The 23,374-nt window shown below is 65.3% G+C and carries 25 protein-coding genes; 13 read left to right on the forward strand and 12 right to left on the reverse strand.

Annotation, left to right across the window (positions count from 1 at the left end; all coding sequences use genetic code 11):
* Positions 1 to 90: 90 nt before the first annotated feature.
* The gene (locus GF399_11305) at positions 91 to 1,518 is read left to right on the forward strand and encodes a phosphoglucomutase/phosphomannomutase family protein (protein MBD3400898.1); all 1,428 of its coding nucleotides are present in this window, start codon (positions 91 to 93) and stop codon (positions 1,516 to 1,518) included.
* An 885-nt stretch (positions 1,519 to 2,403) separates the two neighbouring features.
* Positions 2,404 to 2,592, forward strand: coding sequence for a hypothetical protein (locus GF399_11310; protein MBD3400899.1), 189 nt, complete (start codon positions 2,404 to 2,406; stop codon positions 2,590 to 2,592).
* A gap of 192 nt (positions 2,593 to 2,784) precedes the next feature.
* Here GF399_11310 and GF399_11315 read toward each other — a convergent pair whose 3' ends face one another.
* From GF399_11315 to GF399_11340, 6 genes are all read right to left on the reverse strand, one after another.
* Entirely contained in the window at positions 2,785 to 3,951 is a 1,167-nt protein-coding gene (locus tag GF399_11315) for a hypothetical protein (GenBank protein MBD3400900.1), read from the reverse strand.
* A gap of 110 nt (positions 3,952 to 4,061) precedes the next feature.
* Complete coding sequence (locus tag GF399_11320) at positions 4,062 to 4,745, reverse strand: hypothetical protein (protein ID MBD3400901.1); 684 nt, start codon at positions 4,743 to 4,745, stop codon at positions 4,062 to 4,064.
* A gap of 317 nt (positions 4,746 to 5,062) precedes the next feature.
* Entirely contained in the window at positions 5,063 to 5,257 is a 195-nt protein-coding gene (locus GF399_11325) for a helix-hairpin-helix domain-containing protein (GenBank protein ID MBD3400902.1), read from the reverse strand.
* A 325-nt stretch (positions 5,258 to 5,582) separates the two neighbouring features.
* Positions 5,583 to 6,491, reverse strand: coding sequence for a tetratricopeptide repeat protein (locus GF399_11330; protein ID MBD3400903.1), 909 nt, complete (start codon positions 6,489 to 6,491; stop codon positions 5,583 to 5,585).
* 11 nt (positions 6,492 to 6,502) lie between these two features.
* Positions 6,503 to 7,018 (reverse strand): DivIVA domain-containing protein, encoded by a 516-nt coding sequence (locus GF399_11335; protein MBD3400904.1) that lies wholly within the window; start codon positions 7,016 to 7,018, stop codon positions 6,503 to 6,505.
* 76 nt (positions 7,019 to 7,094) lie between these two features.
* Complete coding sequence (locus GF399_11340; GenBank protein MBD3400905.1) at positions 7,095 to 7,802, reverse strand: TIGR02453 family protein; 708 nt, start codon at positions 7,800 to 7,802, stop codon at positions 7,095 to 7,097.
* A 186-nt stretch (positions 7,803 to 7,988) separates the two neighbouring features.
* Here GF399_11340 and GF399_11345 point away from each other — a divergent pair, with 186 nt between their 5' ends.
* Positions 7,989 to 9,239 (forward strand): hypothetical protein, encoded by a 1,251-nt coding sequence (locus GF399_11345; protein ID MBD3400906.1) that lies wholly within the window; start codon positions 7,989 to 7,991, stop codon positions 9,237 to 9,239.
* Between the two features lie 394 nt (positions 9,240 to 9,633).
* Here GF399_11345 and GF399_11350 read toward each other — a convergent pair whose 3' ends face one another.
* The 5 genes from GF399_11350 to GF399_11370 all read right to left on the reverse strand — a co-directional run bounded on the left by GF399_11350 (position 9,634) and on the right by GF399_11370 (position 12,482).
* Positions 9,634 to 10,239, reverse strand: a complete 606-nt coding sequence (locus GF399_11350) for a hypothetical protein (GenBank protein ID MBD3400907.1) — start codon at positions 10,237 to 10,239, stop codon at positions 9,634 to 9,636.
* A gap of 219 nt (positions 10,240 to 10,458) precedes the next feature.
* Positions 10,459 to 11,031, reverse strand: a complete 573-nt coding sequence (locus tag GF399_11355) for a redoxin domain-containing protein (protein MBD3400908.1) — start codon at positions 11,029 to 11,031, stop codon at positions 10,459 to 10,461.
* 82 nt (positions 11,032 to 11,113) lie between these two features.
* On the reverse strand, positions 11,114 to 11,695 hold the full coding sequence (locus GF399_11360) for a redoxin domain-containing protein (GenBank protein MBD3400909.1): 582 nt from the start codon (positions 11,693 to 11,695) through the stop codon (positions 11,114 to 11,116).
* Positions 11,696 to 11,724: 29 nt separating this feature from the next.
* A complete protein-coding gene (rpmE, locus tag GF399_11365) occupies positions 11,725 to 11,952 on the reverse strand; it encodes a 50S ribosomal protein L31 (protein MBD3400910.1) in 228 nt (75 codons plus the stop codon).
* Positions 11,953 to 12,023: 71 nt separating this feature from the next.
* Positions 12,024 to 12,482: a hypothetical protein gene (locus GF399_11370; protein MBD3400911.1), complete on the reverse strand. Its 459-nt coding sequence runs from the start codon at positions 12,480 to 12,482 to the stop codon at positions 12,024 to 12,026.
* Positions 12,483 to 12,659: 177 nt separating this feature from the next.
* On the opposite strand from GF399_11370, the gene lpxK reads away from it, so the two are divergent.
* The 9 genes from lpxK to GF399_11415 all read left to right on the forward strand — a co-directional run bounded on the left by lpxK (position 12,660) and on the right by GF399_11415 (position 21,353).
* Complete coding sequence (lpxK, locus tag GF399_11375; GenBank protein ID MBD3400912.1) at positions 12,660 to 13,739, forward strand: tetraacyldisaccharide 4'-kinase; 1,080 nt, start codon at positions 12,660 to 12,662, stop codon at positions 13,737 to 13,739.
* The gene (locus tag GF399_11380) at positions 13,736 to 14,638 is read left to right on the forward strand and encodes a hypothetical protein (GenBank protein ID MBD3400913.1); all 903 of its coding nucleotides are present in this window, start codon (positions 13,736 to 13,738) and stop codon (positions 14,636 to 14,638) included. Before lpxK ends, GF399_11380 begins: the two co-directional genes overlap by 4 nt.
* 171 nt (positions 14,639 to 14,809) lie before the next feature.
* Positions 14,810 to 15,283 carry a hypothetical protein gene (locus GF399_11385; GenBank protein ID MBD3400914.1) on the forward strand — a complete coding sequence of 158 codons (474 nt, stop codon included), beginning with the start codon at positions 14,810 to 14,812 and terminating at the stop codon, positions 15,281 to 15,283.
* 36 nt (positions 15,284 to 15,319) lie between these two features.
* On the forward strand, positions 15,320 to 16,609 hold the full coding sequence (locus GF399_11390) for a hypothetical protein (protein MBD3400915.1): 1,290 nt from the start codon (positions 15,320 to 15,322) through the stop codon (positions 16,607 to 16,609).
* Between the two features lie 29 nt (positions 16,610 to 16,638).
* Positions 16,639 to 17,118, forward strand: a complete 480-nt coding sequence (locus GF399_11395) for a CBS domain-containing protein (protein MBD3400916.1) — start codon at positions 16,639 to 16,641, stop codon at positions 17,116 to 17,118.
* Positions 17,119 to 17,122: 4 nt separating this feature from the next.
* Positions 17,123 to 18,412, forward strand: coding sequence for a hypothetical protein (locus GF399_11400; protein MBD3400917.1), 1,290 nt, complete (start codon positions 17,123 to 17,125; stop codon positions 18,410 to 18,412).
* Positions 18,413 to 18,496: 84 nt separating this feature from the next.
* A complete protein-coding gene (locus GF399_11405) occupies positions 18,497 to 18,964 on the forward strand; it encodes a hypothetical protein (GenBank protein MBD3400918.1) in 468 nt (155 codons plus the stop codon).
* A 310-nt stretch (positions 18,965 to 19,274) separates the two neighbouring features.
* Positions 19,275 to 19,937, forward strand: a complete 663-nt coding sequence (locus tag GF399_11410; GenBank protein ID MBD3400919.1) for a hypothetical protein — start codon at positions 19,275 to 19,277, stop codon at positions 19,935 to 19,937.
* Positions 19,938 to 20,015: 78 nt separating this feature from the next.
* Positions 20,016 to 21,353, forward strand: coding sequence for a PAS domain-containing protein (locus GF399_11415; GenBank protein ID MBD3400920.1), 1,338 nt, complete (start codon positions 20,016 to 20,018; stop codon positions 21,351 to 21,353).
* A 77-nt stretch (positions 21,354 to 21,430) separates the two neighbouring features.
* Here the strand turns inward: GF399_11415 and GF399_11420 are convergent, their stop codons facing one another.
* Positions 21,431 to 22,705, reverse strand: a complete 1,275-nt coding sequence (locus tag GF399_11420; protein ID MBD3400921.1) for an MFS transporter — start codon at positions 22,703 to 22,705, stop codon at positions 21,431 to 21,433.
* Between the two features lie 234 nt (positions 22,706 to 22,939).
* On the opposite strand from GF399_11420, the gene GF399_11425 reads away from it, so the two are divergent.
* Positions 22,940 to 23,260 (forward strand): hypothetical protein, encoded by a 321-nt coding sequence (locus GF399_11425; GenBank protein MBD3400922.1) that lies wholly within the window; start codon positions 22,940 to 22,942, stop codon positions 23,258 to 23,260.
* Positions 23,261 to 23,374: the final 114 nt, after the last annotated feature.

Below are 23,374 nucleotides of genomic sequence, written 5' to 3' on the forward strand. Positions count from 1 at the left end.
GCGGCGTCCCCCATCTTGACAGCCCCCCCGGCCTGTCGTAACCTCTAAGTCGGTTAATCGCACCCACCACCACACCACGGGGGACGTTGCATGGCCTTTCATTTCGGGACCTCGGGCTGGCGGGCGCTCATCGCCGACGAGTTCACCTTCGCCGGCGTGCGCCGGGTCACCGCCGCCATCGCCCAACTGCTGCGCGAGAAGGGCGACGCCGAGCGGGGCGTCGTCGTCAGTTACGACACCCGTTTCTTCGCCGACCGCTTCGCCTGGACCGCCGCCGACGAGCTGCTGCGCCGGGGCCTGGCCGTCAAGCTGACCGAGCGCGACACACCGACCCCGGCGGTGGCCCACGCCGTCATCCGCGGCGACCACGGCGGGGCGCTCAACCTGACCGCCAGCCATAACCCGCCCCAATACTGCGGACTCAAGTACTCGCCGGCCTCGGGGGCCCCGGCCATGTCGGCGGAGACCAAGCGCATCGAGGAGCTGGCCAACGATCCCGCGCTGCGGGTTGAAGGCCAAGGCCCCGTGGAACTGGCGGAGCTCAAGGACAAACCAGGCTGCGAGCTGTTCGATCCCCACGGGCCCTATACCGCCGCCCTCGAGGAGCGTGTCGACCGCTCGACCATCGCCGCCGACCCGCCCCACGTGGTCGTCGACTGCCTCTACGGCACCTGCCGCGGCTACCTGCCCGAGCTGCTGATGGACTGCGGCTGTCGGGTCAAGGTCCTCCACGCCCACCGCGACGCCTACTTCGGCGGCCACACCCCGGAACCCAGCGGGCGCAGTGTCGGCGAGCTGTGCGAGGCGGTGCGCGAGAGCGGCGCCGACGTCGGCTTGGCCTGCGACGGCGACGCCGACCGCTTCGGCGTGGTCGACGCCGACGGACACTACGTCGATGCCAACAAGATCGTTTCGCTGATCTACTGGCACCTCGTCGAGCACCAGGGGCTGCGCGGCGACGTGGCCCGCTCCGCCGCCACCACCCACCTCCTCGACGCCCTGGCGCAACGCTTCGGCGCCCGGGTCCTGCAGACCCCCGTGGGTATCAAGCACCTGGCGGCCCGGGTCCTCGAGGACGACGCCCTCGTCGGCGTCGAGGAATCGGCCGGCGTCTGCTTCCGCGGCCACGTACCCGACAAGGACGGCATCCTGGCCTGCATCCTGGTGGCCGAGATGCTGGCCGTTCACGGCAAGGGTGTCCGCCAATTGCTCGAGGACATCTACATGCAGGTCGGCCGCCGCTACCACAACGGCCGGCTCAACCTCGAACTGACCCCGGAGCTGGCCCCGCGGATCAAGGAACAGCTCGCCGGGCAGGCCCCTGAGACCTTCGCCGGCGTCGCCGTGCGCGAGGTCGACCGCACCGACGGGATGAAACTGCTGCTGGCCGACGGCAGTTGGGCCATGCTGCGCCCCTCGGGCACCGAACCGCTGATCCGCTTCTACGCCGAAACCCACGACGAGGAGCGCCTGGCCGACCTCGTCCGCGCGGCCCGGGAGCTGCTGGGCGTCGACTAACGGAAGCGGCGCCGACGATAACGAACGGGACGGCTCCGGCCGTCCCGTTCACTGTCACGTCGGTTCGTCAGTTACCGCTCGACCCGGTCGTGTTCGACACGATGGTAGCGGCGGGGGCGGTAGCTTCTCCACAGCGCCCCAAAGAGTGACTCGCTCATCTCACGCCCCCTTTCCTGGTTACCGGTGAAAAGAACATCCCTCGACGGGTTTGGCTTTCATGGTTATCTCGCTAGCCGAACAGACGGCTGCGGCGCTTGCGCTCGGGCTGGAGCATCAGGAACAGGCTCTTCATGCGGGTCACCTCCGTTTCCCTTTTCCGACGGCGGGTTCCTTCCCGCCTCTGTAATATAGGACACGGAAAACCCGTCAGGGGTTTCACCGGCGGCGAATAAAGTCCAGCGCCCGGAAAAACAGCCCGCCGAACCGCGCCGGACCCTGTCCAATCGACCAGCGCCCGCCCCGGAACCGGCACGGTTTTTGCATCTCGGCGACCGTTGGGCCGACGGCAACGGTCCGCCTCCGCAAAAACCGTGCCGGTTCCGGGGCGCGGAGGTGTGGTGACCCCGGCTCCGGCGGCGGGCTGTTTTTCCGGCACCGCCCTGTACCTGCGGCCGGCCCGCCGGAGCTGAGGCGGGGGTGGCCGCTTTTCCTCAGCCGGGTGTTGATGATCCAAGCAAGCCGTTGCGGGAGTCTCGCGGTCGCCGGTAAAACACTGATGGGAATAGAAGGTGTGAAGGTGTGGGATCCCGGTGTGCTACTATGTAGAAAAAGCTCGCTCAATAACAAGTAATCATCCAGGCCGATAATAAGAAGTTCAATACACTATAATTTGTTAATCGTTGATCAGTTGTCGAAGACATCGTCATTCATCCCAGGGAGACTATCATGGACAACGGCTGTCGCCCCCGCCAGGAGGGCCGCCTCTTCTTCAACAACCTCAAGCTACCCGGCTCGGCCGCCGTGCTGAAAAACATCTACCGCCGCTCAAGCTATCAGCGCTGCCGGCGCTTCCAACTGGCCGACAGCGGCGGCGCGGTTTCCCTTGGCCTCTGGCTCGACGGGAAATGTGCCTGAGGCGTGGTCGTCGGGTTACTCCAGCTTGAATGCCGCACCTGTTAAGGCCCGTGAGCCGGCCAAGCTGAGTGAAACAACAATGCTGTCTGACCGCCGCGCCGAGCTTGGGGCGCAGGACTACAGCCGTATCACAACGAGAAAGCCGGGGCGACCGCAGGTCGCCCCGGTTGATGATTCTCGCTGACCGGACTGCTACTGCTCGGCGTTCTCTTCGTTCGCCTGCTCCTCGACCGCGGCGTCGTCTTCCGCGGCGGTGGGAGCTGTCTTCTCGAGCTCGGCCAGCATCTCGTCGATCAGGCTCTGCTGATCGCGCTGCATGGTGATGCGCTGGATGAGCTGCTGCATGGTGATGGTAAAGTCGCCGCCCTCGGCGACATGCTCCTGCAGCAGGCCGACGGCCTCGTCGAAGCGTTGCAGCGAGGCGTAGATACTGGCGGTGTTGTAGATGAAGCTCTCGCGGCTGAACTCGGAGAGGAACTCCTTCTCGAGAGCGGTCTCGGCCTCGCCGAGGGCCTGCTCGAAGTCGGGCTGGCCGCCCTGGCGCTGGGATTTGGCGACCTCGATGTTGATCTCCAAAGCCAGCGGATCGGCGAAGTCCGGGAACTCTTCCTTGGCCTGGTCGATGTAGGTCTGGTAGAGCTTGGGATCGGGATCGTCCAGGCTGATCTCGACGAGAAGCTCGTAGGCCAGCATGCGGTCCTCGGGCGTCACGGCCTTCTCCAGACCCTTGGCCGCGGCGTCCAGGGCGGCCTGCTGCTCACCGGCGCTCTTGAGCAGGTAGGCCAGGCCGCGCTCGTAACCCCAGTGATCCGGCGCCAGCTCGCGCAGATGCTTGAGTTGGTCCAGGGCCAGGGTCGGATCGCCGGTCTGGCTGTAGAGCAGGGCCAGCATGTAGTTGAGCCCGGGGTGTTCGGGGCGGGCGTCCAGGCCGCGGTTGATGGCTCTGACGGCGGCCTCGAGCAGGGGCTCGGTCTTCAGCCGGTAGTTGACGTTAGCGAAGCTGATGTTGAGGTAGGTGAACAACTGCTCCATGCTCTGGGGTGTTCCGGCGGGGCCGGGCGGCGGCTCGATGAGCTGGAGCTGGTTGATCAAGTCGTAGGCCTCGAGGTAGCAGCGCTCGGCCACGACCTCGTTGAAGCCCTCGACGGCCCGGGCGGCGGTCTCTTCCTGCCCCACGGCGAGAGCCGCAGCGACACGATAATCGGCTTCGGCGGCCTCCAGCTCGCCGGCCTCGAATTCCGCAGCGGCCTGCTCGAGCAGCTTGGCGACGGTGCCCTGGCCGCCGCCGCCGTCCTCTTCATCGCAACCGGCCAGAACCAGGAACGTTGTCAGTAGACAAATCAGGATAATCCGGCGCATGATATCACCTTTCCCGGTGGTTGGTGTTCAAAAAGCTCACCCGCACGCTGCGGCGGGTGAGCTTTATTGTAACCCCTGAGGGGGTTCGGATGCAAGCTGACCGGCCGGGCCTAGAAAACGAACTGCACTCCCGCGCCGAAGCTCCACAGACGGAACAGCCCCTCGTCATCAGCGGTGGGGTTGAAGCTGGTGGCTTCGAGGAGCAGACGGGTCGAATCGCCGAGATCGAAATGCAGCCCCGCCGCCAGGTTGATGGAAAAACCGCCCTCGTAATCCTCCTCGTCCTCCGGGTCCTCCTCGTCCCCGTTGCTGGAGGCGAAGGCGTACTGCGGCCGCGCCGAGAGGTGCAGCGGCAGGTAGGGCAGGTTCGAATCCAGGTACAGGGCGCCCCCGGCGGTCAAGCCGAATAACGTCAGGCCCAGATCCACCCCGGCCGCCAGACTGACCGAGTCCGGATCATTGACGAAGCAGTACTTCAGCTCGGCCTCGGCGCCCATCCAGTACGGGATCACTAATACCCCGGCCCCCGTGGACAGCCCCAGATCCAGGCTGTCGGACAGACCGATGTCCAGCCGGCCCTGGAGGTTGATCGCCCCGAAAACCTCGTCGTCGGCGTCGAGGCCCTCGACGGCGTCCTCCAGGATCTTGTTGGCCGGAACGAAACCCGCGGCGCCGGTCAAGCCGACCTTGCCCTCGCCCACCGGCCGGGCCGTGGTCATGTGTCCCATGAAGCAGCCCAGCCCCAGGAACGTCGCCGCGACCAACAGCAGGCTAACCAATGCTCTTCGTTTCATCATCTCTCCTCTCGTGTTATCTGCACCTGTGTTTATACATACTATCGCGCACCGATGTGACACATTCACATTTTAGACCGTCAGTATGAAAAGGACAAGCGCCATTCGGTTTGCCCGCAGCGACGACCGCGACGCGGCCCAACCCGGGGCGCCCGCGGCCGCCCCGCCCGGAACTGGCACGGTTTTTGCATCTCGGCGAGCGTTGGAGCGATGTTAACGCTGCGCCTCCGCAAAAACCGTGCCAGGTCCGGGCGGGTCAAGTTGCGGCGGCGTCAATCAGGCCGCGTCGCGGTCGCCGCAGCTCAACGGACGTGGCTTCAACGGACGACGACCAGGCCCTCCAGTTTGGCCAGCAGGGTGGGTCCGATGCCGGAAACGGCGAGCAGCTCGGTGTGGTTTTCGTAGGGGCGGCCGGCGACGATCCGCCGGGCCAGGACGGGCCCGATCCCGGGCAGCTCCTCGAGCAGCGCGGCGGGGGCGCGATTGAGGTCGAGGGGTCCCTGGGCGGTCAGCGTTCGGCGCTGGAAGAAGACGAGCTGGGGCGGTACGATCTCGAGGGAGGGCAGGCGGTCGAGCAGGGCGGGGTCGCCCCCGGCGCGCAGATAGACCTCGCGAACCCCGAGGGGGCGGTCGGTGCGGAAGGGGTAGGCGCCGGGCCGGGCCAGGGCGTCCCCCCGGATATAAACGTAGCCCACCGGTGTCGACGGGGTGGGCGGGGGTTGTTCGGCGGTATCGAAGAGCAGCACGAGGGCGGCCAGGGTAAGCAGCAGCACCAGGACGAGCCGTTCGCCGCGTCGGGGGAAGGTGACGGGGGCGCGTCGGTCCCCGGCCGGGTTGTCAGTCGCCGCCCAGTTCACCCTGAGCAACCATATTGTAGGGTTGGAGCTCGGCGGCCCGTTCCCAGAGGCGGCGGGCCTCGCCGCCGCGGTCGGTGGCCCGCAGCCAGTGGCTGACCACCTTGAGGAGCTGATTGTCGACGCGGCCCAGCTCGAGCATCAACTGGGCGGCCTCGAAGGCGCCGGAGAAATCGGCGTTCTTGTAGTGCGCCATCCCCAGGGCGCGCCAGGCCCAGCCGTCACCGGGCACCACCTCGACCCAGTGTTGGGCGTGCTCGAGGGCCGCGGTGTAATCCTCGAGCACGAGGTAGGTCTCGAACAGCGGATCGAAGGCCAGCTCGTAGCCGGGCTCGTACTGCAGGACGTACTCCAGGTAGCGTCGGGCGTTGACGTGGTTGTCGCTGAGCCGGTTGGCCATCGCGTGGAGGTAGAGATAATCGGCGTTGCGTTGGTCGAGCTCGACCAGGTCGGCGCTCAGGGGCAGGGCCTCGTCGATGCGCCCTTCCTGCAGCAGGCTCTCGACCATTCCGGAGAGCAGCGGAGGGTCGTCGGGGGTCAGTTCGAGGGCCCGGCTGAAGACGTCGCTGGCATTGGGGTAGTCGCCGAGGGCCTTGTAGATGCTGCCCAAGCTATAGAGGAAGTTGGCGTCGTTCTGGAACTCGCCGACCAGGGGCAGCAGGCGGTCGAGGGCGGTTTCGTAATCACCGCGGGCCATGGCCACCAGGCCCAGTCCGTTGATGGCGGCCACGTTTTGCGGCTCCACGGCCAGGGCCTGGTTGTAGAGTTCTTCGGCCCGTTCGAGCCGGCCGTTGCGGTAGGCGATGTTGGCGTCGGCCACCAGCTCTTCGACGCCGGCCGCGCCCACGGCGAGGGCCAGGCTGAGGGACAGTGCTGTCGCGAGCTTGGACACGGGGCTCCGCCTCAGGTCTGTTCGAGGTCGAGTTCCTCGGGCAGTTCATCGTTTTCGCTGACGTCGGGTCCGGCGACGCCGGTCAGCTCGACGTCGTCGAGGATCCGCGCCTGGGCTTCGAGCAGGGCGCGCATCCGGGCGATCATCGTCCGCTTCTGCGATTGGAGGTTGATCAGTTCGGTGCGCAGCTCGTCGCGGCGGCGCTGGGCCTCGGCGATGATCCGTTCGGCCCGCACCTCGGCCTGTTCGACGATGCTGGTCCGCTTCTGCTCGGCGGCCTCGGTCATCTTGTCGGCGGCGTCCTGGGCGGTGATCAGCGTGCGCTCCAGGTTCTTTTCCATCCGCCGATACTCGGCGATCTGGCCCTCGAGGGTTTTGACGGTATCGCGCAGCTTGCTGTTGTCGTTGAGCACCCGCTCCAGCTCGTCGGCGGTCCGTTGGAGGAAGGCGTCGACCTCCTCGACGGCGTAGCCGCGCATCGAACGGGTGAACTCCTGGCGGTGGATGTCCTGGGGCGTGATCTTCACGCGGTTCCCCCCGGGTTGGTCGGTTTGGCGGATTGATTAAGTATAGTCCCTCCAGGGCGCCGAGACAACCGTCGGCTCATTTTTTCCCTCCCGTGGGAGCCGTCCACTCCTCGACCAGCTCCATGAAGGGCCGGCAGTCGCGGCAGAGCCGGACGACGTCCTGCAGCCAGGGCTCCTCCTCCAGCCAGGGGCCGGGCTCTCGGCTCTGCGAGACGTGGACGCCCTTGTAGAGCAATAACTCCGGGTATTCCAGCTCGCGGTCCTTGTACTCCCGGGGTATGCGTTTCATCTGCGGCTCGTTGACGGTGTAGCGTCCACGCAACCGTTCGAGCTCCCGCCCCAGGCGCGCGTTGTTTTGTGGCTCGGCCGCCCAGGTCCGATAGCGTCGGACCAGCTCCATGCTCGGGTTATGGCTGCCGCAGGCCCAGAAGACCTCCTCCGGCGCCAGATGCAGGTAGACGAAGGGGCTGTCCTTGCGCGTCCTGCGGTAGATCAGCAGGCCGGTGTTGGTCTTGAGCGGGCTCTTGTCCTTGCTGAAGCGGATGTCGCGGAAGATGCGGAAGAAGCTCTTGTTGACCTTGGGCAGGGCGGTGTAGTCCGGGTAGAGCTCCCTGATGTTGTCCCACAGCCAGAGCAGAATCTCGCTCAGGGCGGGGACGATGACGTTGTCGTAGTAGTGGCGGTTCTCGGCGAACCACTCCCGGGTATTGTTGCGGCGCAGGTCCTCGAAAAACAACACCGCGGCGTAGGGGATGCCCGGGGTCTTGCTCATCACTGCTCCCATGGTTGTGATCCGGCGGTACGGTCGTCGGCTGTTTCCTTAACACCGCCGCGGCTGCGGTCGACGGCGTTTTCGGTTATAATGGCCCTTTATCCGAGGGTAGCATAAAACACCGACCTCCGGCAGCCCCTCGACCGACTTTCAGCGACGAAACGGCGCAAAGCGATCCGGCAAGCAAGGAGAACCGCGATGGCCCTGACCATCCGCCCCGTCGACGGCAAGCGCGACCTCAAGACCTTCATCTACTGGCCCGCCGAGCTCTACCGCGATGTTCCCCAGTGGGTCCCCCCGCTCTATATGACGGAGCGGGAGTTCTACGATCCCGCCAGGAATCCGGCCTTCGAGCACGCCGAGGCCCGCTGCTGGCTGGCCGAGCGCGACGGCGCGACCGTCGGCCGGGTGATGGGCATCGTCCAGCATCGTATGAACGGCCGCTTCGGTACCCGTAACGCCCGCTTTTGCAACCTGGACTTCGTCGAGGACCCCGAGGTCTGCTGCGGCCTGCTGGGCGCCGTCGAGGACTGGGCCCGGGAACACGGCATGGAAAGCCTCTCCGGCCCCCACGGCTTCTCCGACTCCGACCCCGAGGGCATGCTGATCAAGGGTTTCGAGCACCGGGCGACCATCGCCAGCTACTACAACTTCCCCTACGTGCCGCGCTTCGTCGAGGGCTGCGGCTTCCAGAAGGACTTCGACTACCGTATCTTCCGTATCGAGATCCCCGATGCGCCCCCGCCGATCTACGTCAAGATCAAGCAGCGCCTCGAACGCCAGGGCTTCGTCCTGGCCGAGTTCACCAAGACCCGCCAGATCAAGCCCCACCTCGACAACTTCGTCGTCATCCTCAACGCCACCTTCGAGCAGATCTACGGCTATGTCGAGCTGACTCCGGACGAGGGCCGCAAGCTGATCAAGGACTACCTGCAGATCATCGACCCCCACTTCCTCAAGTTCATCTACAAGCTGCCCCGGGACGAGGTCGGCCGTCCCGTCGATCCCGAGCGGGACGAGGTCGTCGGCTTCATGGTCGGCATGCCCGACATCACTGAGGGCATCCAGCGGGCCCGGGGTCGCCTGCTGCCCTTCGGCATCTTCAAGATCCTCAAGGCCCGCCGCACTACCCGACAGCTCGACCTGTTCTTCGCCGGCATCCGCGACGAGTACCGCAACCGCGGCCTGTCGGCCATGTTCGCCGTCGGCTTCATCCGCGACGCCGTTAAGCAGGGCCTCGAATACATCGACGCCCACCAGGAGCTGGAGTTCAACCACAAGGTCCACGACGAGTGGAGCCGCTTCGAGAGCAGCGAGTACAAACGCTCGCGCATCTTCGTCAAGGAGCTGGTCCCCGGCGGCCTGGAGCACTACCGGCAGGCCACCGCCGACGTCATCCTGCGCGACAAGGTCGCCCCGCCCGAGGAGAACCAGGAGTACCGGCTGTAGGCGGCGTTCGACCGTCTAACACGCCGGCGAAGAGGTAACGACGAATACGCAGGGGCCGACCGGCAGGTCGGCCCGATTGAGCTTGACACGTAGGGCGGGGGGCTCTGCCCCCCGCCGGCCTTGTCACGTAGGGCGGGGGCTCCGCCCCCCGCCGCGGATCATCGTCCAACTCGTCGCCATTCAACCACTGATGAAATGGGCCTCCATCCCCGGTTGGGAGACTGCAGGAGCCGACGTTCAGGTCGGCCCGTTTGAGCTTGTCACGTAGGGCGGGGGCTCCGCCCCCCGCCGCGGATTGTCCAGCTGCACGCCATTCCAACGGCGGTGAAACGGGCATCCGCTTGTCACGTAGGGCGGGGGCTCCGCCCCCCGCCGCGGATTGGATGGACGCTAGTTACCCCTCTTTCTGGTTATAGGGATAGTCTTTATCAAAGAGACCTTTCCAAAAACGCGTCCATCGTGAGTGTTTAGAATAATAGGGGGCAACAACATCAAACAAGAAACGAAAATAGAGGAATAATGAAATCAAGACAAAGACACACACTAAAGAGAAGCAAATCCAACCCCAAACGGAGTTCGCAATATTGGGAATTATAATTCTATCTATGCCTAAAAGGACAAGAGAGGAAAAGACTGTTATCAGGCTCAAGGTTATCGGCTTCCATAATTGCTGTGCCTGCTTAATGTCATTGCCTCGCCGCCGGAATTCTTTTCTATGATCTAAAAACGAGTTCTCTAAATAGCTGGATGGTGGGTTTGATTGATCTAACGTTTCTTTATTGAAAAGCTCTAGGTAATCCTTGCAGTTATATTTGATAAGTATTTTGCTTGCCTCCAACTCCTTTTCTTTGAATAACTTTTTTGCTTTGCTGCTGATATCTTGTTGTAAAAAACGTAGTCGACTAATCCACATAACATAAACCGCCACCACAATCGCCGTCAGGGCGCCGAGGGTCTGCGCGACCGTGCTCATGAACCAACGGAAAGTTTCGATGTCCATCTCCACACCCCTTTGCTGAATAACTGATGACAATAGTATCTTATCAAATCCAACTGCCATAGTGTGTCAGAGAAACCGACGGGATCTCAAGACCCCGCCCACAGGGTGCAACGGGCGCAAACCAAGGCCCCGGCGCGTGTTTTTGCCCGAGCCCGTCCCTTCAGGGACGGGCTCGGCGAGCAAAAACCGTGACGGGGACGGCCCAACGGCGGCGACGCCCTAGAGGTACTCGGAGAAGATCGCCCCGAAGACCGCCTCGTCGCGGGCACCGACGATCATCTCTCCCGGGGTGCCGTCGGCCCGGACGATGAAGGTCGTCGGGATGGCCGAGAAGACGTAGTCGTTCAGCACGGCGTCCTTGTTGTCGAGGTCCTCGAGCCACAACACGGGGTAGTCGATGCCCTGGGCGGCGATGAACTCGTCGAGGGCGGCGGCGTCATCGTCGACGCTGACACCGACCAGGACGAGGTTATCGCCGAACTCGCGGTTGAGCTTCGACAGGGCCGGGATCTCCTCCCGGCAGGGCCCACACCAGGTGGCGAAGAAGTTGACCACCACGGGGACGCCGCGGTGGTCGGAGAGGACGAACTCGCCACCCCGGCGCAGGGGTCCGGCGATCTCGGTGGCGGTGCCCGGCGCGCCGGAGGTGGTCAGCTCCCCGGCGCTGGGGGTGGTGTCGACGACGGGGGCGGCGGCCCCGGGCGCCGCGGCCTCCTCGACGGTCTCCTCCTCACCGCAGCCGGCGATCAGCACGGCGGCGAGTAATGACAAAACGAGAGCGGCGGTTCTCATGCGGTCCCTCCGTTATAGTATGCGCAACAGCTAATATGCTATGCTAAACGAAGGCCCCCGTTGGGGACGGGGGCCGGACGGGCTAGGGCAGATACTTCTCGATCAGGGCGCGGAAGGTGGCCTCGTCGCGGGCGCCGATGATCGTCTCGGACTTGATCAGCTCGAAGTCCGCATTGATGACGAAGGTCGCCGGGACGCTGCCGCCGTGGTTGTAGAAATCCCAGTAGTCGTCGTTCTCGTAGAGCGGCGGCTGGCCGGCCAGCAGCACGGGCTGGGTGATGCCGAAGTCGTCGATCATCTTCTGCATCGCCTCGTCGTTGCCCTGGTCTTCCTTGATGAAGATCAACTGGAAACCCTGGTCGGCGTACTCCTCGGCCAGGGACACCAGGTGGGGCATCTCTTCCTTGCAGGGCGCGCACCAGGTGGTGAAGCAGTTGAGGAAGATCAGCTTACCTTCGAAGTCCGAGAGTTGATAGGTCTCGCCGTCGAAGCCCAACGCAGTGAAGTCGACGGCTTTGTCGCCGGCGGCTGGTTCGCCTTCTTCGCCGCCGTCCTCGACCTCGCCGGGCTCTTCAGTGACCTCTTCGCCGTCTTCCTCGCAGCCGCCCAGCAGCACCAGGGCGGCCAGGGCGATCAGCAACGCTAACAACAGGTACTTGCGCATAGCCGTACTCCTCCGGCTGTCAAGAGGGATTAAGAATCGCTGTTCTCGTCTTCTTTGTTCTTCAGGCCGTACTTGCGCAGGTAGCGCTCGACGCGGCCCGTGGTGTCCATCAGCTTGCGCTTGCCGGTGTAGAAGGGGTGGCAGGCGCTGCAGACATCGACGCGCAGCTCCTTGATCGTGGAGCGGGTCTTGATCTTGTTGCCGCAGGCGCAGGTGATGATCGTTTCGTCGTACTTGGGGTGGATCTTGGGTTTCACGGTGTGCTCCTTAGACGGTAATCCAACGCAGTCTTCGTCGGGTCATACGCCGCGACGGGCCGCGTCGTTCCCTAACGGGCGGCGGGTCCGGCCGGTGGGTTGGCCATCCGCGTGTAACGGTAGTAATCGATGTAGCTCTTGGGGTCGTTCTCGTAATCCTCGCGGCTCTTGTAGAGGAAGGCCACATCCTCCTCGACGCTCCAGATATACTCGGTGCGCTGGAGGAAGATCCGGGTGGCCTCCTCGGCGATGTAGCAGCGCGCCGGATCCTTGGGCTCGTCGGGCATCCCCGTCAGCACCAGCATCGACTGCCCCCGGCGCAGGATCAGCGAATCCCGGCCGATGACGTTGATGGTGAACTCGTAGCCGCCGCCGTTGATGATGAAGTAGCCGGAGACGTTGACCGGCAGCTCGCTGACGTTCTGCAGCTCAATCCACTCCGAGTTGTAACGCGGCAGGCCCTGGGCCAGCCGGTACTCGCGGTGGGAGTCGGGATGGACGTTGGCGATTCGTACCCGGGGTCGACGCACCCGGCACCTCCTTGGCGTAGACGGTGTCCGCGCTGACTTCGGAGTTTACCAACCCCCGGCCCGTCAAGTCAATACACACCCCGAGTTTACCCGCCCCCCGGTCTGTGCTATCATTGAGCGAACCGGGAAGTTACCTGCTAACATACTGACATTTTGCCACTTAGCCGATAACCCCCCTTGGGGAGGGGTTCGGCCCGGGGAAAGCGCGGAACCGTGCAGCCGCCCCGTTCCAGGCTGGGACGCCACCTGTTGTGGCCGGCGGCGTGGTGCTACGCCGTCGGTCTGCACGCCGACGAACTTCTCGACGGCCTGCGGGAGCGCCTGCGGGCGGACAGGCCCGTCGTCGGCGTGGGCAACCTGACCGTCGGCGGCTCGGGCAAGACCCCGACGGTCCGTTGGCTGGCCGCCGCCCTGCTCGAGCGCGGCCGCCGCCCCGCCCTGGTCACCCGGGGCTACGGCGGGAGCCGGGCCGCCCGCACGGCGGAACCGGCCCTCGTCGAGGCGGAGGAGCCGGCGCTTTACGGCGACGAGGCCGTGCTGCTGCGGCGAGAGCTCCCCGGCGTTCCCGTCGTCGTCGGCCGGATCAAGGCCCGGGCGGCGCTGCTGGCCGCCGAGCAGCCCGGCGTCGATACCGTGATCGTCGACGACGCCCTCCAACACCGCCGCCTGGTGCGGGACTTCGACCTGACCGTCCTGGCGGCGGCCGACTGGCGCGCCCGGCTACGGCTCGTTGCCGCTCTCCTGCCCGCGGGTCGGCTGCGTGTGCCCTTCGACCGTCTGCGCCGGAGCGACGCCGCCCTGCTGCTGGACGCCGGCGCCGACGAGCTGCGACTGCTGCGTGCCCGCTTCCCCGGGCTGCTCTGCCTGGGCGGTCGCTTCAGCGCCGTCGGGCTGCGTACGCTGGACGGCGCCCGCCGTCCCCGCGGGCTGCTCGCGGGCCGTCGGATCGTCGCCTGCTGCGCCCTGGCCCGGCCGGAGCCCTTCTTCGCCGACCTGGAGCGCCTGGGCGCCGTCATCGCCGCCCGGTTGGCCCTGCCCGATCACGCCCCCTACGACGAGTCACAACTGGCCCGACTCGCCCGCCTGCGCGACGCCCATCCGGGCGCCCCCTGCCTGATCACCGGCAAGGACGCCGTCAAGCTGCGCGGCCGCCTGGAGGGCGACGTCCTGCTGCTGGAGCGCGAGCTGCGCCTGGAGCCGGGCGGGACCGAGCGGCTGCTGGCCGCCCTGAGCGCCAGGCTGGAGCGCCGCCGATGACGAACGACGATTACCGACCGACCCTCGGCCACCGCCTGGAGTACCTGGCGGTCTGGTGGCTGTTCCTGACCACCAACCTGCTGCCCCGCTTGTGGGCCCGCTTCCGCGGCTGGTACCTGGGCAACCTGCTCTACCTCGTTCTCGGCCGGCGGCGGCGGATCGCCAAGGACAACCTCGTCGAGCGCCTGGGCGTCACCCGGCGGCGGGCCGCCCGGATCGCCCGGCGCAACTTCATCAAGGTGGCCCGGAATCTGCTGGATTTCATCCGGCTGCCCCATTTCCGGGGTTCCCGCCGCGAACGCTGGATGACCATCGAGGGGCTGGAGCACCTCGAGGCCGCCCGGCGCGAGGGCCGGGGGCTGATCCTGGCCACGGCGCACTGCGGTCCCTGGGAGTTGGCCGCCGCTTACATCGCCGCCCACGGCCATCCCGGCACCGCCGTGGCCACCCGCCAGAGCAACCGCCTGGTCGACGGGTTGCTCAACAAGCTGCGCCGCCGGGCCGGCAGCGGGATCGTTCTCGTCGACGAGGGCCCCCGCCCGCTGATCCGGGCCCTGCGTGACAACCGTGTCATCTACATGCTGGCCGACCAGGACGCCGGGCCCGACGGCCTGTTCCTCGATTTTCTCGGTGCGCCCTCCAGCTTCCATCGCGGCCCGGCCTTCCTGGCCCGGCGCCTCGGCGTACCCCTGGTTTTCGCCTTCGCCCGCAGGGAGGGCGGCCGGCTGCTGGCCCGGCTGTCCCCACCCCTCCACCCCGACCCGACGGCCGAGCGCGACGCCGAGGTTCGCCGGCTGACCGGACGCTACGCCGCCGCCCTCGAGGACTGGATCCGCCGTTACCCCGCGGACTGGTACTGGATGCACCGCCGCTGGAAATCCAGCCCGCCGGTGAGTTGAAAAAGCCCGCCTTTTGACCTATGATACCGCTCCGAGGCGGGAAGAGCCGTAACGAACCCGCCCGAGCCCTCCCCAACAAGCGACGCCGGGGTCGGAGGCCTGCCGCCGACCCGTTCGGCGTATCCCGCGGATAACCCTCCGCACCTGCCCTTTTCGGGTCTGGAGTCTGCGATGAACCTCTCCGAAGCCGTCGAGAAGAAGGCCGTGCTGCTGGACTGCGCGGCCGCCGACAAAACGGAACTGCTCAACACCCTCATCGACGCCGCCGGACGCTCCCGGCGGTTGAAGGACGTCGAGGCCGCCCGCGAGGCCATCTTCGAGCGCGAGGAGCTCTCCTCCACCGGGATGGGCCACGGCGTGGCCATGCCCCACGCCCGGCTCAAGGACGTCCAGTTCCCCGTGCTGGGCTTCGCCCGTCACGCCGCCGGAGTGGACTTCGACGCCGTCGACGGCCAACCCGTTAAGCTGGTCTTCCTTCTGCTGACCCCCTCCTCCAATCCCGAGCTCAACGTCCAGTTGCTGGGCAAGCTGTCCCGGATGTGCTCCGAAGCCGACAATCGTCGGCGTCTGGCCCGCATCGACAAGATCCGTGATTTCATGGCCCTGATCCACGAGATCGACGCCGCCAACGGCTTCCCCGACTGAACCCCGCCGCCGGGAGCGCCGAAGGGACGGGTTCCGATGGGAAGCGACTACAGCGTCGTCATCGCCCTGATCGTCTTCGCCTTCGTCTACGTCATGGTCGTCACCGACTGGGTCAACCGGACGAAGGCGGCCTTCTTCGGCGCCCTGGTGCTGCTCCTCGGCGGGGTCATCGACCTCGAGACGGCCTGGGTCGAGTACATCGACTTCGAGACCCTGGGCCTGCTCATCGGGATGATGGTCATCGCCGGGGTCATCGGCCAGACCGGCATCTTCCAGTTCACCGCCCTCAAGGCCGTGCGCTGGACCCGGGGGCGATACGGCCTGCTGATGGTCACGCTGTGCGTGATCACCGCCGTCTTCAGCGCCTTCCTCGATAACGTCACCACCATCCTGCTGCTGGGCCCGATCGCCATCATCGCCTCCGACGCCCTGCACCGCAAGCCCCTGCTCCTGCTGATCGCCATCACCTTCGCCTCCAACATCGGCGGCATGGCCACCCTGATCGGCGATCCGCCCCACATGATGATCGGCTCCGCCGTCGGGCTGAGCTTCAACGACTTCCTGGTCAACCTGGCCCCGATGTCGATCATTGCCCTGGCGGTCACCCTCGGGCTGCTCTACCTCTCCAAGCGCCACATCATCACCGCCGGCGGCAAGCCCTACCGTCCCACCTTCGACGAGGCCCGCTACATCAAGGACAAGCGTCAGACCGTCATCGGCCTGGTCGTCCTGGGTCTGGTGATCGTCGGCTTCACCATCCTGCCCGAGTTCGGCATCCCGGTGGCCGTGGTGGCCCTGTTCGGCGCCAGCGCGCTGATGCTGCTCAACCCCGGTAAAGTCAAGGAGCAACTCGGGCATATCGAATGGCCGCTGATCTTCTTCTTCATCGGTCTGTTCGTCATCACCGGCGCCCTGCAGGAGGTCGGCGTCATCGCCTGGCTGGGACGCCAACTGGCCGGGATCACCACCGACCCCCTGCTGTTCACCATGATCGTCCTCTGGGCCAGTACCATCGGCGTGGCCCTGTTCTCGGCGGTGCCCTACGTGGCGGTGATGATCCCCATCGTCTCCCACGCCGTGGGGCTGATGGGCCTGGGGCCGGCGGCGGCTGAGCCCATCTGGTGGTCCCTGGCCATCTCCGTGGCGATCGCCGGTAACGCCACCATCGTCGGCTCGGCGGCCACCATGGCCGCGGTCAGTATCTCCGAACGCACCAACGAGCCGATCACCTTCCGCACCTACCTGCGCTACGGTTTACCGACGATGCTCCTCGTCCAGCTCTGCTCGACGGCCTATCTCTGGCTGCGCTACTTCGTCCCGGGCTAGGCCCCGTGTCCGAAAAGGAGTCAATAACCATGCCCGCCCGACCGGTCAGCGAGTTCATGACCACCGAGGTAATCACCTGCTACCGCAGCGATAAACTGCGCCAGGTGGCGGCGATCTTCGCCTTGCGGCCCGTCTCCGGCATCCCCGTGGTCAACGCCAAGGGGCTGCTGCGCGGCATTATCACCAAGATGGAGCTGCTGGGCTACTTCCTGCCCGAATACCTCGACCTGTTCCGCGATATCGACTTCATCCAGGACTTCTCCACCCTGCAGAGCTGCAACCTCGACGTGCTGGAATCCAACCTGCTGCTGGTCGAGGACGTGATGGATTACGAACCGGTGACCATCCCGCCCGACACCTCGGTGATCAAGGCCGCCGCCCTGATGCACAAAAAACAGCTCGAGCCCCTCTGCGTGGTCGACGAGGAAGGCAAACTCCTCGGCGTGATCTCGACCACCGACGTCTGCCGGGCCTTCTTCGGCCAGTTCTCCTCCGAGGCCAAGCTCTAACCCCATGTTCGACTTCCCGACCATCCTCACCCTGGCCGTGCTGGGCTTCGTCTACTTCGCCGTGGTCTCCGAGCGGATACCCCGGATGAAGGCCGCCTTCCTCGGCGCCATGCTGCTGATCGCCGCCCGGGTGGTGACCCTCGAGGCCGCCTGGACCGAGTACATCGATTTCGAGACCATCGGCCTGCTCGTCGGGATGATGATCATCGCCGGGATCATCGGCGACACCGGCGTCTTCGGCTACGTAGCCCTCAAGGCCGTCAAGCTGACCCGGGGCAACTACGCCCTGCTGACCGTCGCCCTGGCGGTGATCACCGCCGTGTTCAGCGCCTTCCTCGACAACGTCACCACGGTGCTGTTACTGGCGCCGATCGCCATCTTCGCCGCCGACGTCCTGCACCGCAAGCCCCACGTCCTGCTGATCGTGATGGCCCTGGCCGCCAACATCGGCGGTACGGCCACCCTGATCGGCGATCCGCCCAACATGCTCATCGGTTCGGCCGCCGGGCTGACTTTCGCCGAGTTCCTGCTCAACACCGGCCCGGCCGCCCTGATCGGCCTGGCCGTCACCCTGGGTTACACCCTGCTGGTCAACCCCGAGCTGCGGCAAAAATCAGCCGGGCGGATCGACCCCGCCGGCTTCGACGAATCCAAGCAGATCACCGACCGCCGGACCCTGCTCTACAGCCTCGTCGTCCTCGGTCTGGTGCTGGTCGGCTTCGTCGTTCTGCCCGGCCTCGGTGTGCCCACCGCCGCCACCGCCCTCGTCGGCGCCGCATTGCTGATGGTCGTCAACCGTACCGAGCCGGAGAAGCTGCTGGCCAAGGTCGAATGGCCGCTGATCTTCTTCTTCATCGGCCTGTTCGTCATCACCGGCGCCCTGGGCGAGGTCGGCGTCGTCCAGGCCGTCGGCCGCTTCTTCGCTACCCTGACCCCCGATCCCTTCTGGCTCTCCATCGTCGTCCTCTGGCTGGCCACCTTCGGCGCCGCCTTCCTCTCCGCCGTCCCCTTCGTCACCGTGATGATCCCGATCACCGCGGCGGCGATCGCCCACCTCGGCCTCTCCCCCGCCGCCGCCCAGCCCGTCTGGTGGGCCCTCTCCCTGGGAGCCTGCTTCGGCGGCAACGGCACCATCATCGGCTCCGCCGCCAACATGGCCCTCGTCGGCATCTCCGAGCGCACGCGGGAGCCGCTGGACTTCAAGGGCTTCTTCGGTTTGGGCATGCCCACCCTGCTCCTCGTCCAGCTCGCCTCGACGGCCTACCTCTGGTTGCGCTACTTCGCCTTCGGCTAGCTTGCTTACTGACAGGATATGTCAGATAAAGCTGATAAAATGTATTTTTAGGGTAAACCTAAAAACACAACCGAAGGAGAATTCATGCAACGCAAAAAAGCCCAGGCATCGTACGCAGAGAAAAAGATTATAGGCGATTATTGCTCTCATATACATGACCATTACGATGTTATTAAAGGTGCGCACGGTGTAGGCTGTAAAAAGGGAGAAGAATACAATAAACAAATAAGCTTGAATGCCGGTGACAGACAAGCAGATATTGTGGCCGGAGATATTGAAAATGGCGAAGTTATTGTAAAAGAAATTGTAGAAGTAGAAATGTGCAACGGTACATTCGACCGTGATCAGGTTAGAGAGTTACATGACCATTGCAAAAGCAACCAAGTTGAATTTACCTTGATTATCCCAGAAGAACAGTATGATGAATATAAAAAAGATATCTATAGCTGCCTCTGCATGCGAAGACGCGGAGAAGCTGTATTTATTAATTATTTAACATATTCAACCACCACCTTTAAGGAAATGCTTGATTTTAAGTTATATTGCTCATAACAACAGCCATAATCAAATATCTGTTTGACGCTGAGGGTCACGGACCCTCAGCTTTGTTAGCGAAAAGCAAGCCGCTCACCGCCCGTTGAAAAACAGCCCCCGCCCGCATCGAACCGGTCAGGCTGCTATCACCCGGCCGGAACTGGCACGGTTTTTGCATCTCGGCGACCGTTGGGACGGCGGCAACGGTCCGCCTCCGCAAAAACCGTGCCAGTTCCGGCCGGGGCGGCGGCCCGGGTGGGGGGGGGCTGTTTTTCAACGGGCGGGGGCGACTGCTATAATCGGTTCGCCACTTGAAGCTGGAGGACCGATGAGCGCTCCCCTGCTACTGTGTGCCGATGTGGGCTCGACCCGCGGCGGCAACTTCGCCTGGGCCCGCCTGGAGAACGGCTGGGTCGTTGGCGGCACGGCGATCGACCGTCTGAGGGCGCAGCTTTCCCGGGCTTGCGAAGAGGGTCGGCCCGTCGCGCTGGGTTTGGAGTGCCCCCTGTGGCTGCCGGTCCCGACGGCCGAAAGCTGCTTGAGCCGTGGGCGAGAGGGGGAGGGCAATCGTTCCTGCTTCGCCCCGGCCGGGGGTTATGTGGCGGTCCTCGGGCTGCACCAGCTCTGTTATCTGCTGAGCGGTATAACTGCGCGGTCGGGTTACCCGGTGACCCAGGACTGGCGCTCGTGGTTCAATGATCCCAGCGGTTTGCTGCTCTGGGAGGCCTTCGTCAGCGGACCGGCCCACAGTGATCAGGGAGATGCACTGGGTCATCTGCGCGACGCGGCCACGGCGCTGGTGGAGTTCGCCCGACGGCTGGAGGATGGGGAGCCGGCGAGCGACGTGTCGGCACGGGACGCGGGTAAGCTCTCCCTGGCCGGCGCCGCCATGCTGTGGGCGGGTCTGGCTGATGAATCCCTCCTGCTGCGGCGGGAGGTCCTGGTGGTCAAACCGCAGCAGCCTTATCCGGGCAAATTGGAAGGGGAATGAGACCTTGGGGCCCTTGACAGCGCCGGGGGTGGCAAGGGACAATGTAGAAAAATAACGGATTGCGGCTTCCGAGGTAACGTGAAGACCATCCCGCCCGATTTCTATCCCCGATTGCTGGACTCCATCGAGGAGGGCGTTTTCACCGTTGACCTCGGTTTTCGTATCACGTCGTTCAACGCCGCCGCCGAGCGCCTGCTGGGCATCTCCCGGGAGCGGGCCGTGGGGCGGCGTTGTCACGAGGTTTTCCGGGCGACGTTATGCGGCGAGGCCTGCGCCCTCAAGCTGACCGTGGCCGACGGCGAAGCCCGGCGCGGTATACGGGTCGACGTTCTCGACGCCGAGGACGAGGCCCGGCCGATCAGCATCTCGACGGCGGCCCTGCGCGACGACGCGGGCCGGATAATCGGCGGCGTGGAGATCTTCCGCGATAATACAGAGATCGAGGAGCTACGCCGGGAGCTGTCCGAGCGCGGCCGTCTGGGCGACCTCGTTGGCACCAGTCCGGCGATGCAGGAGGTCTTCCGCCTGCTGCCCGATCTGGCCGCCGCCGCGGCCCCGGTGCTGATCACCGGCGAGTCGGGCACGGGCAAGGAGCTGCTGGCTCGGGAGATCCACCGTCGGGGGCCGCGCGCCGAAGGGCCCTTCGTCACGGTCAACGCCGCCGCTCTGCCCGACAGCCTGCTGGAAAGCGAACTGTTCGGCTACGAGAAGGGGGCCTTCACCGGGGCGGCGGGCTCCAAGCCCGGCCGCTTCCAGGAGGCCGACGGCGGCACCCTGTTCCTCGACGAGATCGGCGACCTGTCGCCGGCTTTCCAGGTCAAGCTGCTACGCGCCCTGGAGTCCGGCGAGGTCACCCCGCTGGGCTCGAACAGCCCCCGCGTCGTCGATGTGCGGATCATCACCGCCACCAACCGCGACCTGCGCCGGCTGATGGAGAGCGGCGCCTTCCGCGAGGACCTGTTCTACCGCCTGCGGGTGCTACCGGTGCGGTTGCCGGCATTGCGGGAGCGGCGCAGCGACATCCCCGAGCTGATCGAGCACTTCCGCCGGCGGCTGGCCGCCCGCACCGGCCGGGCCGTCGAGGGCCTGACCGATGAGGCCTTCGCCTTGCTCTACGATTACGTCTACCCGGGCAACGTCCGCGAGCTGCGCAACATCCTCGAGCGAGCCTTCGCCCTCTGCCACGGCCCGCGCATCGGCGTCCGCCACCTGCCCGAGGAACTGCTGACCGATCGGGAAGCGCAGGTTGAAACGACGGACGACGTACCGCCGATCAGCGAGCGGAGCGATCAGCGCCAGAGGCTGCTGGCGGCGTTGCGCGAACACCGCTGGAACCGCCAACGTACCGCCGAGGCCCTCGACATCAGCCGGACGACGCTCTGGCGCTGGATGAAACAGCACGGCTTGCTCGAATAGGTAGCTCTTTTTTTATCTCGACAAACGGACCCGCGCGGGTCCGTTTGTCGTTGCGCAACTTGTTTGAGCCTCGACAGTCAGCTGCGCGGAGTCCTCTGGAGGGGGGTCTCGGGCTTGTCGGGCAGACGGCGAAAGAGGAAATAGATGCTGGCCGCCGTCGCCAGGTAGAAGACGATGGTTACGATGAAGGGGTAGGAGTAGCCCCAGTTCTCCATGATACCCCCGGCCAGGGGGGTTACCAGAGCCCAGGAGAGGTTCCAGCAGGCGCGGGTGATGGCCACGGAGGTGGCCCGCACCTCCCGGGGCAGGTGGTCCATGGCGAAGGCCGTCAACTGGGGGTGGCTCATGTTCATCAGCGAAGCGCGCAGGGCGTAGGCGGCGAAGGCCAGCGGCAGCCAGCGGAAGAAACCCAGGTAGACCAGGAAGGGGATGCTGAGCAACTGGCAGAGGACGACGGCGCGGATCCGTCCCACCCGGGCCGACAGAACCGGTGCCAGCAGGCCGCCGAGAACCATCACGGCGTTGGTGGCGGTGAACAGGATGCCGATGGCGGCCTCGCCGAGACCGTAGACGTTCTTGAAGTACAGGTTGAAGAAGGGGATGACCATCCCGGCGCCGCAGCCGATCAGCAGCTCGACGAGGCCAAAGCGCAGGACCAGCCGACGGACCTCGGGCCGCCACAGGATCTTCAGCGAGCGGCGGAAATCACGCCGGGCGGTCTCCCGCACCGGAGCCGGCGACTTCCACAATAACAGGGGGATCAGGCCCGCCAGGGACAGACCCGCGCCGCACAACAACGTATAGCGCAGCGCTTCGAGGTGGTTGACCGCCAGGCCCGTGGAGTCGAACAGCCCGGGCAGCATCCCGCCGACCAGGCTGCCGCCCATCGAGCCGGCCAGGGTGACGATGAAACCGCCGGAGAACAGATGGTTGCGCTCCCGCCGGCTCGAATTCTCCCGCAAGGCCGGCTGGAGGGAGATCAGGTAGAAGCTGACGAAGACACCGCCCAGAAAGGCGAAGAGCCACATCCAGATCGGCGTGGTCAACAGGGCCCGGCCGGTGAAGGCCGCCGCCGCCAGGGACACCCCGCCCAGCATCACCCTGCGCCGTCCCAGGATGTCCGAGAGCACCCCGGCGGGCAGGGCGCCCAGGGCCATCCCCAGGGCCCGGGCCGAGAGGATCTCCCCCGCCACGCCCTCGGCGTAACCCAGCTCCTTGAGGAACAGGTTGAAGATGATGCGGAACATCCCCATCCCGATACTGGCGAAGAATACCCCGGCCAGAATCTTCTTGGCCTCCGGGGTGAATTCGCGCCAGGGTTCGAGCTGGCTCTTGAGGTCGCGCCTGGTCACTGTCTCCTTCGCACCGGTTAACGTACGCCACTCAAGCGACGGCGTCCAGCATAGCAGACCAGTTCCCCGTGGGCAAACAGAGTCCGAGCCCGCGCGATACTCCGGTAATTGACAAACGGCAAATCACAACTTATAATGCCTCTTTAATCCGTTCGAGCATAGCTAAAGTACCCATTATTAGCGACTTATCATATTCATACCCTCTCAGCCGACGCCTGCGGAGTTGATGTGACGATGCCCCGTATTCCAAACCAAACCGAACGACGCCGCCAATCCGCACCGCCGCGGATCAAGCTCCTCGACAGCACCTTCGGCTTCCTTGTCCACGTCGGCGCCTCCCCCGTCAGCGCCTTCGCCCGCACCAGCACCCCCCATCCCCGCTACCGCCCCAAGCCCGACTACCACCGCGCCGGTTCAGTGTCCGGCAACCGCAACCTGGCCCTGGCTTATGTCGCTCCCACACGACGCTCCACGAACAACGAGCTGGACGACCTGAGCTTCGACGAGCTCTGGCGCGCCGCCGCACCGGAGAGCGTCCGCTTCAGCCCCCGCTGAACCGGCGCCGAGTCGCCGCCGGCCACACCGCCGCTCCGTCGGGAGTGGTTTTTTCATTTGCACCGATCCGTCGCCGGCGCAGCACGCGGTCCGCAGACCCGCGAGCGTCGGCGA

Source organism: Candidatus Coatesbacteria bacterium (assembly GCA_014728225.1).
GTDB lineage: Bacteria > RBG-13-66-14 > RBG-13-66-14 > RBG-13-66-14 > RBG-13-66-14 > WJLX01.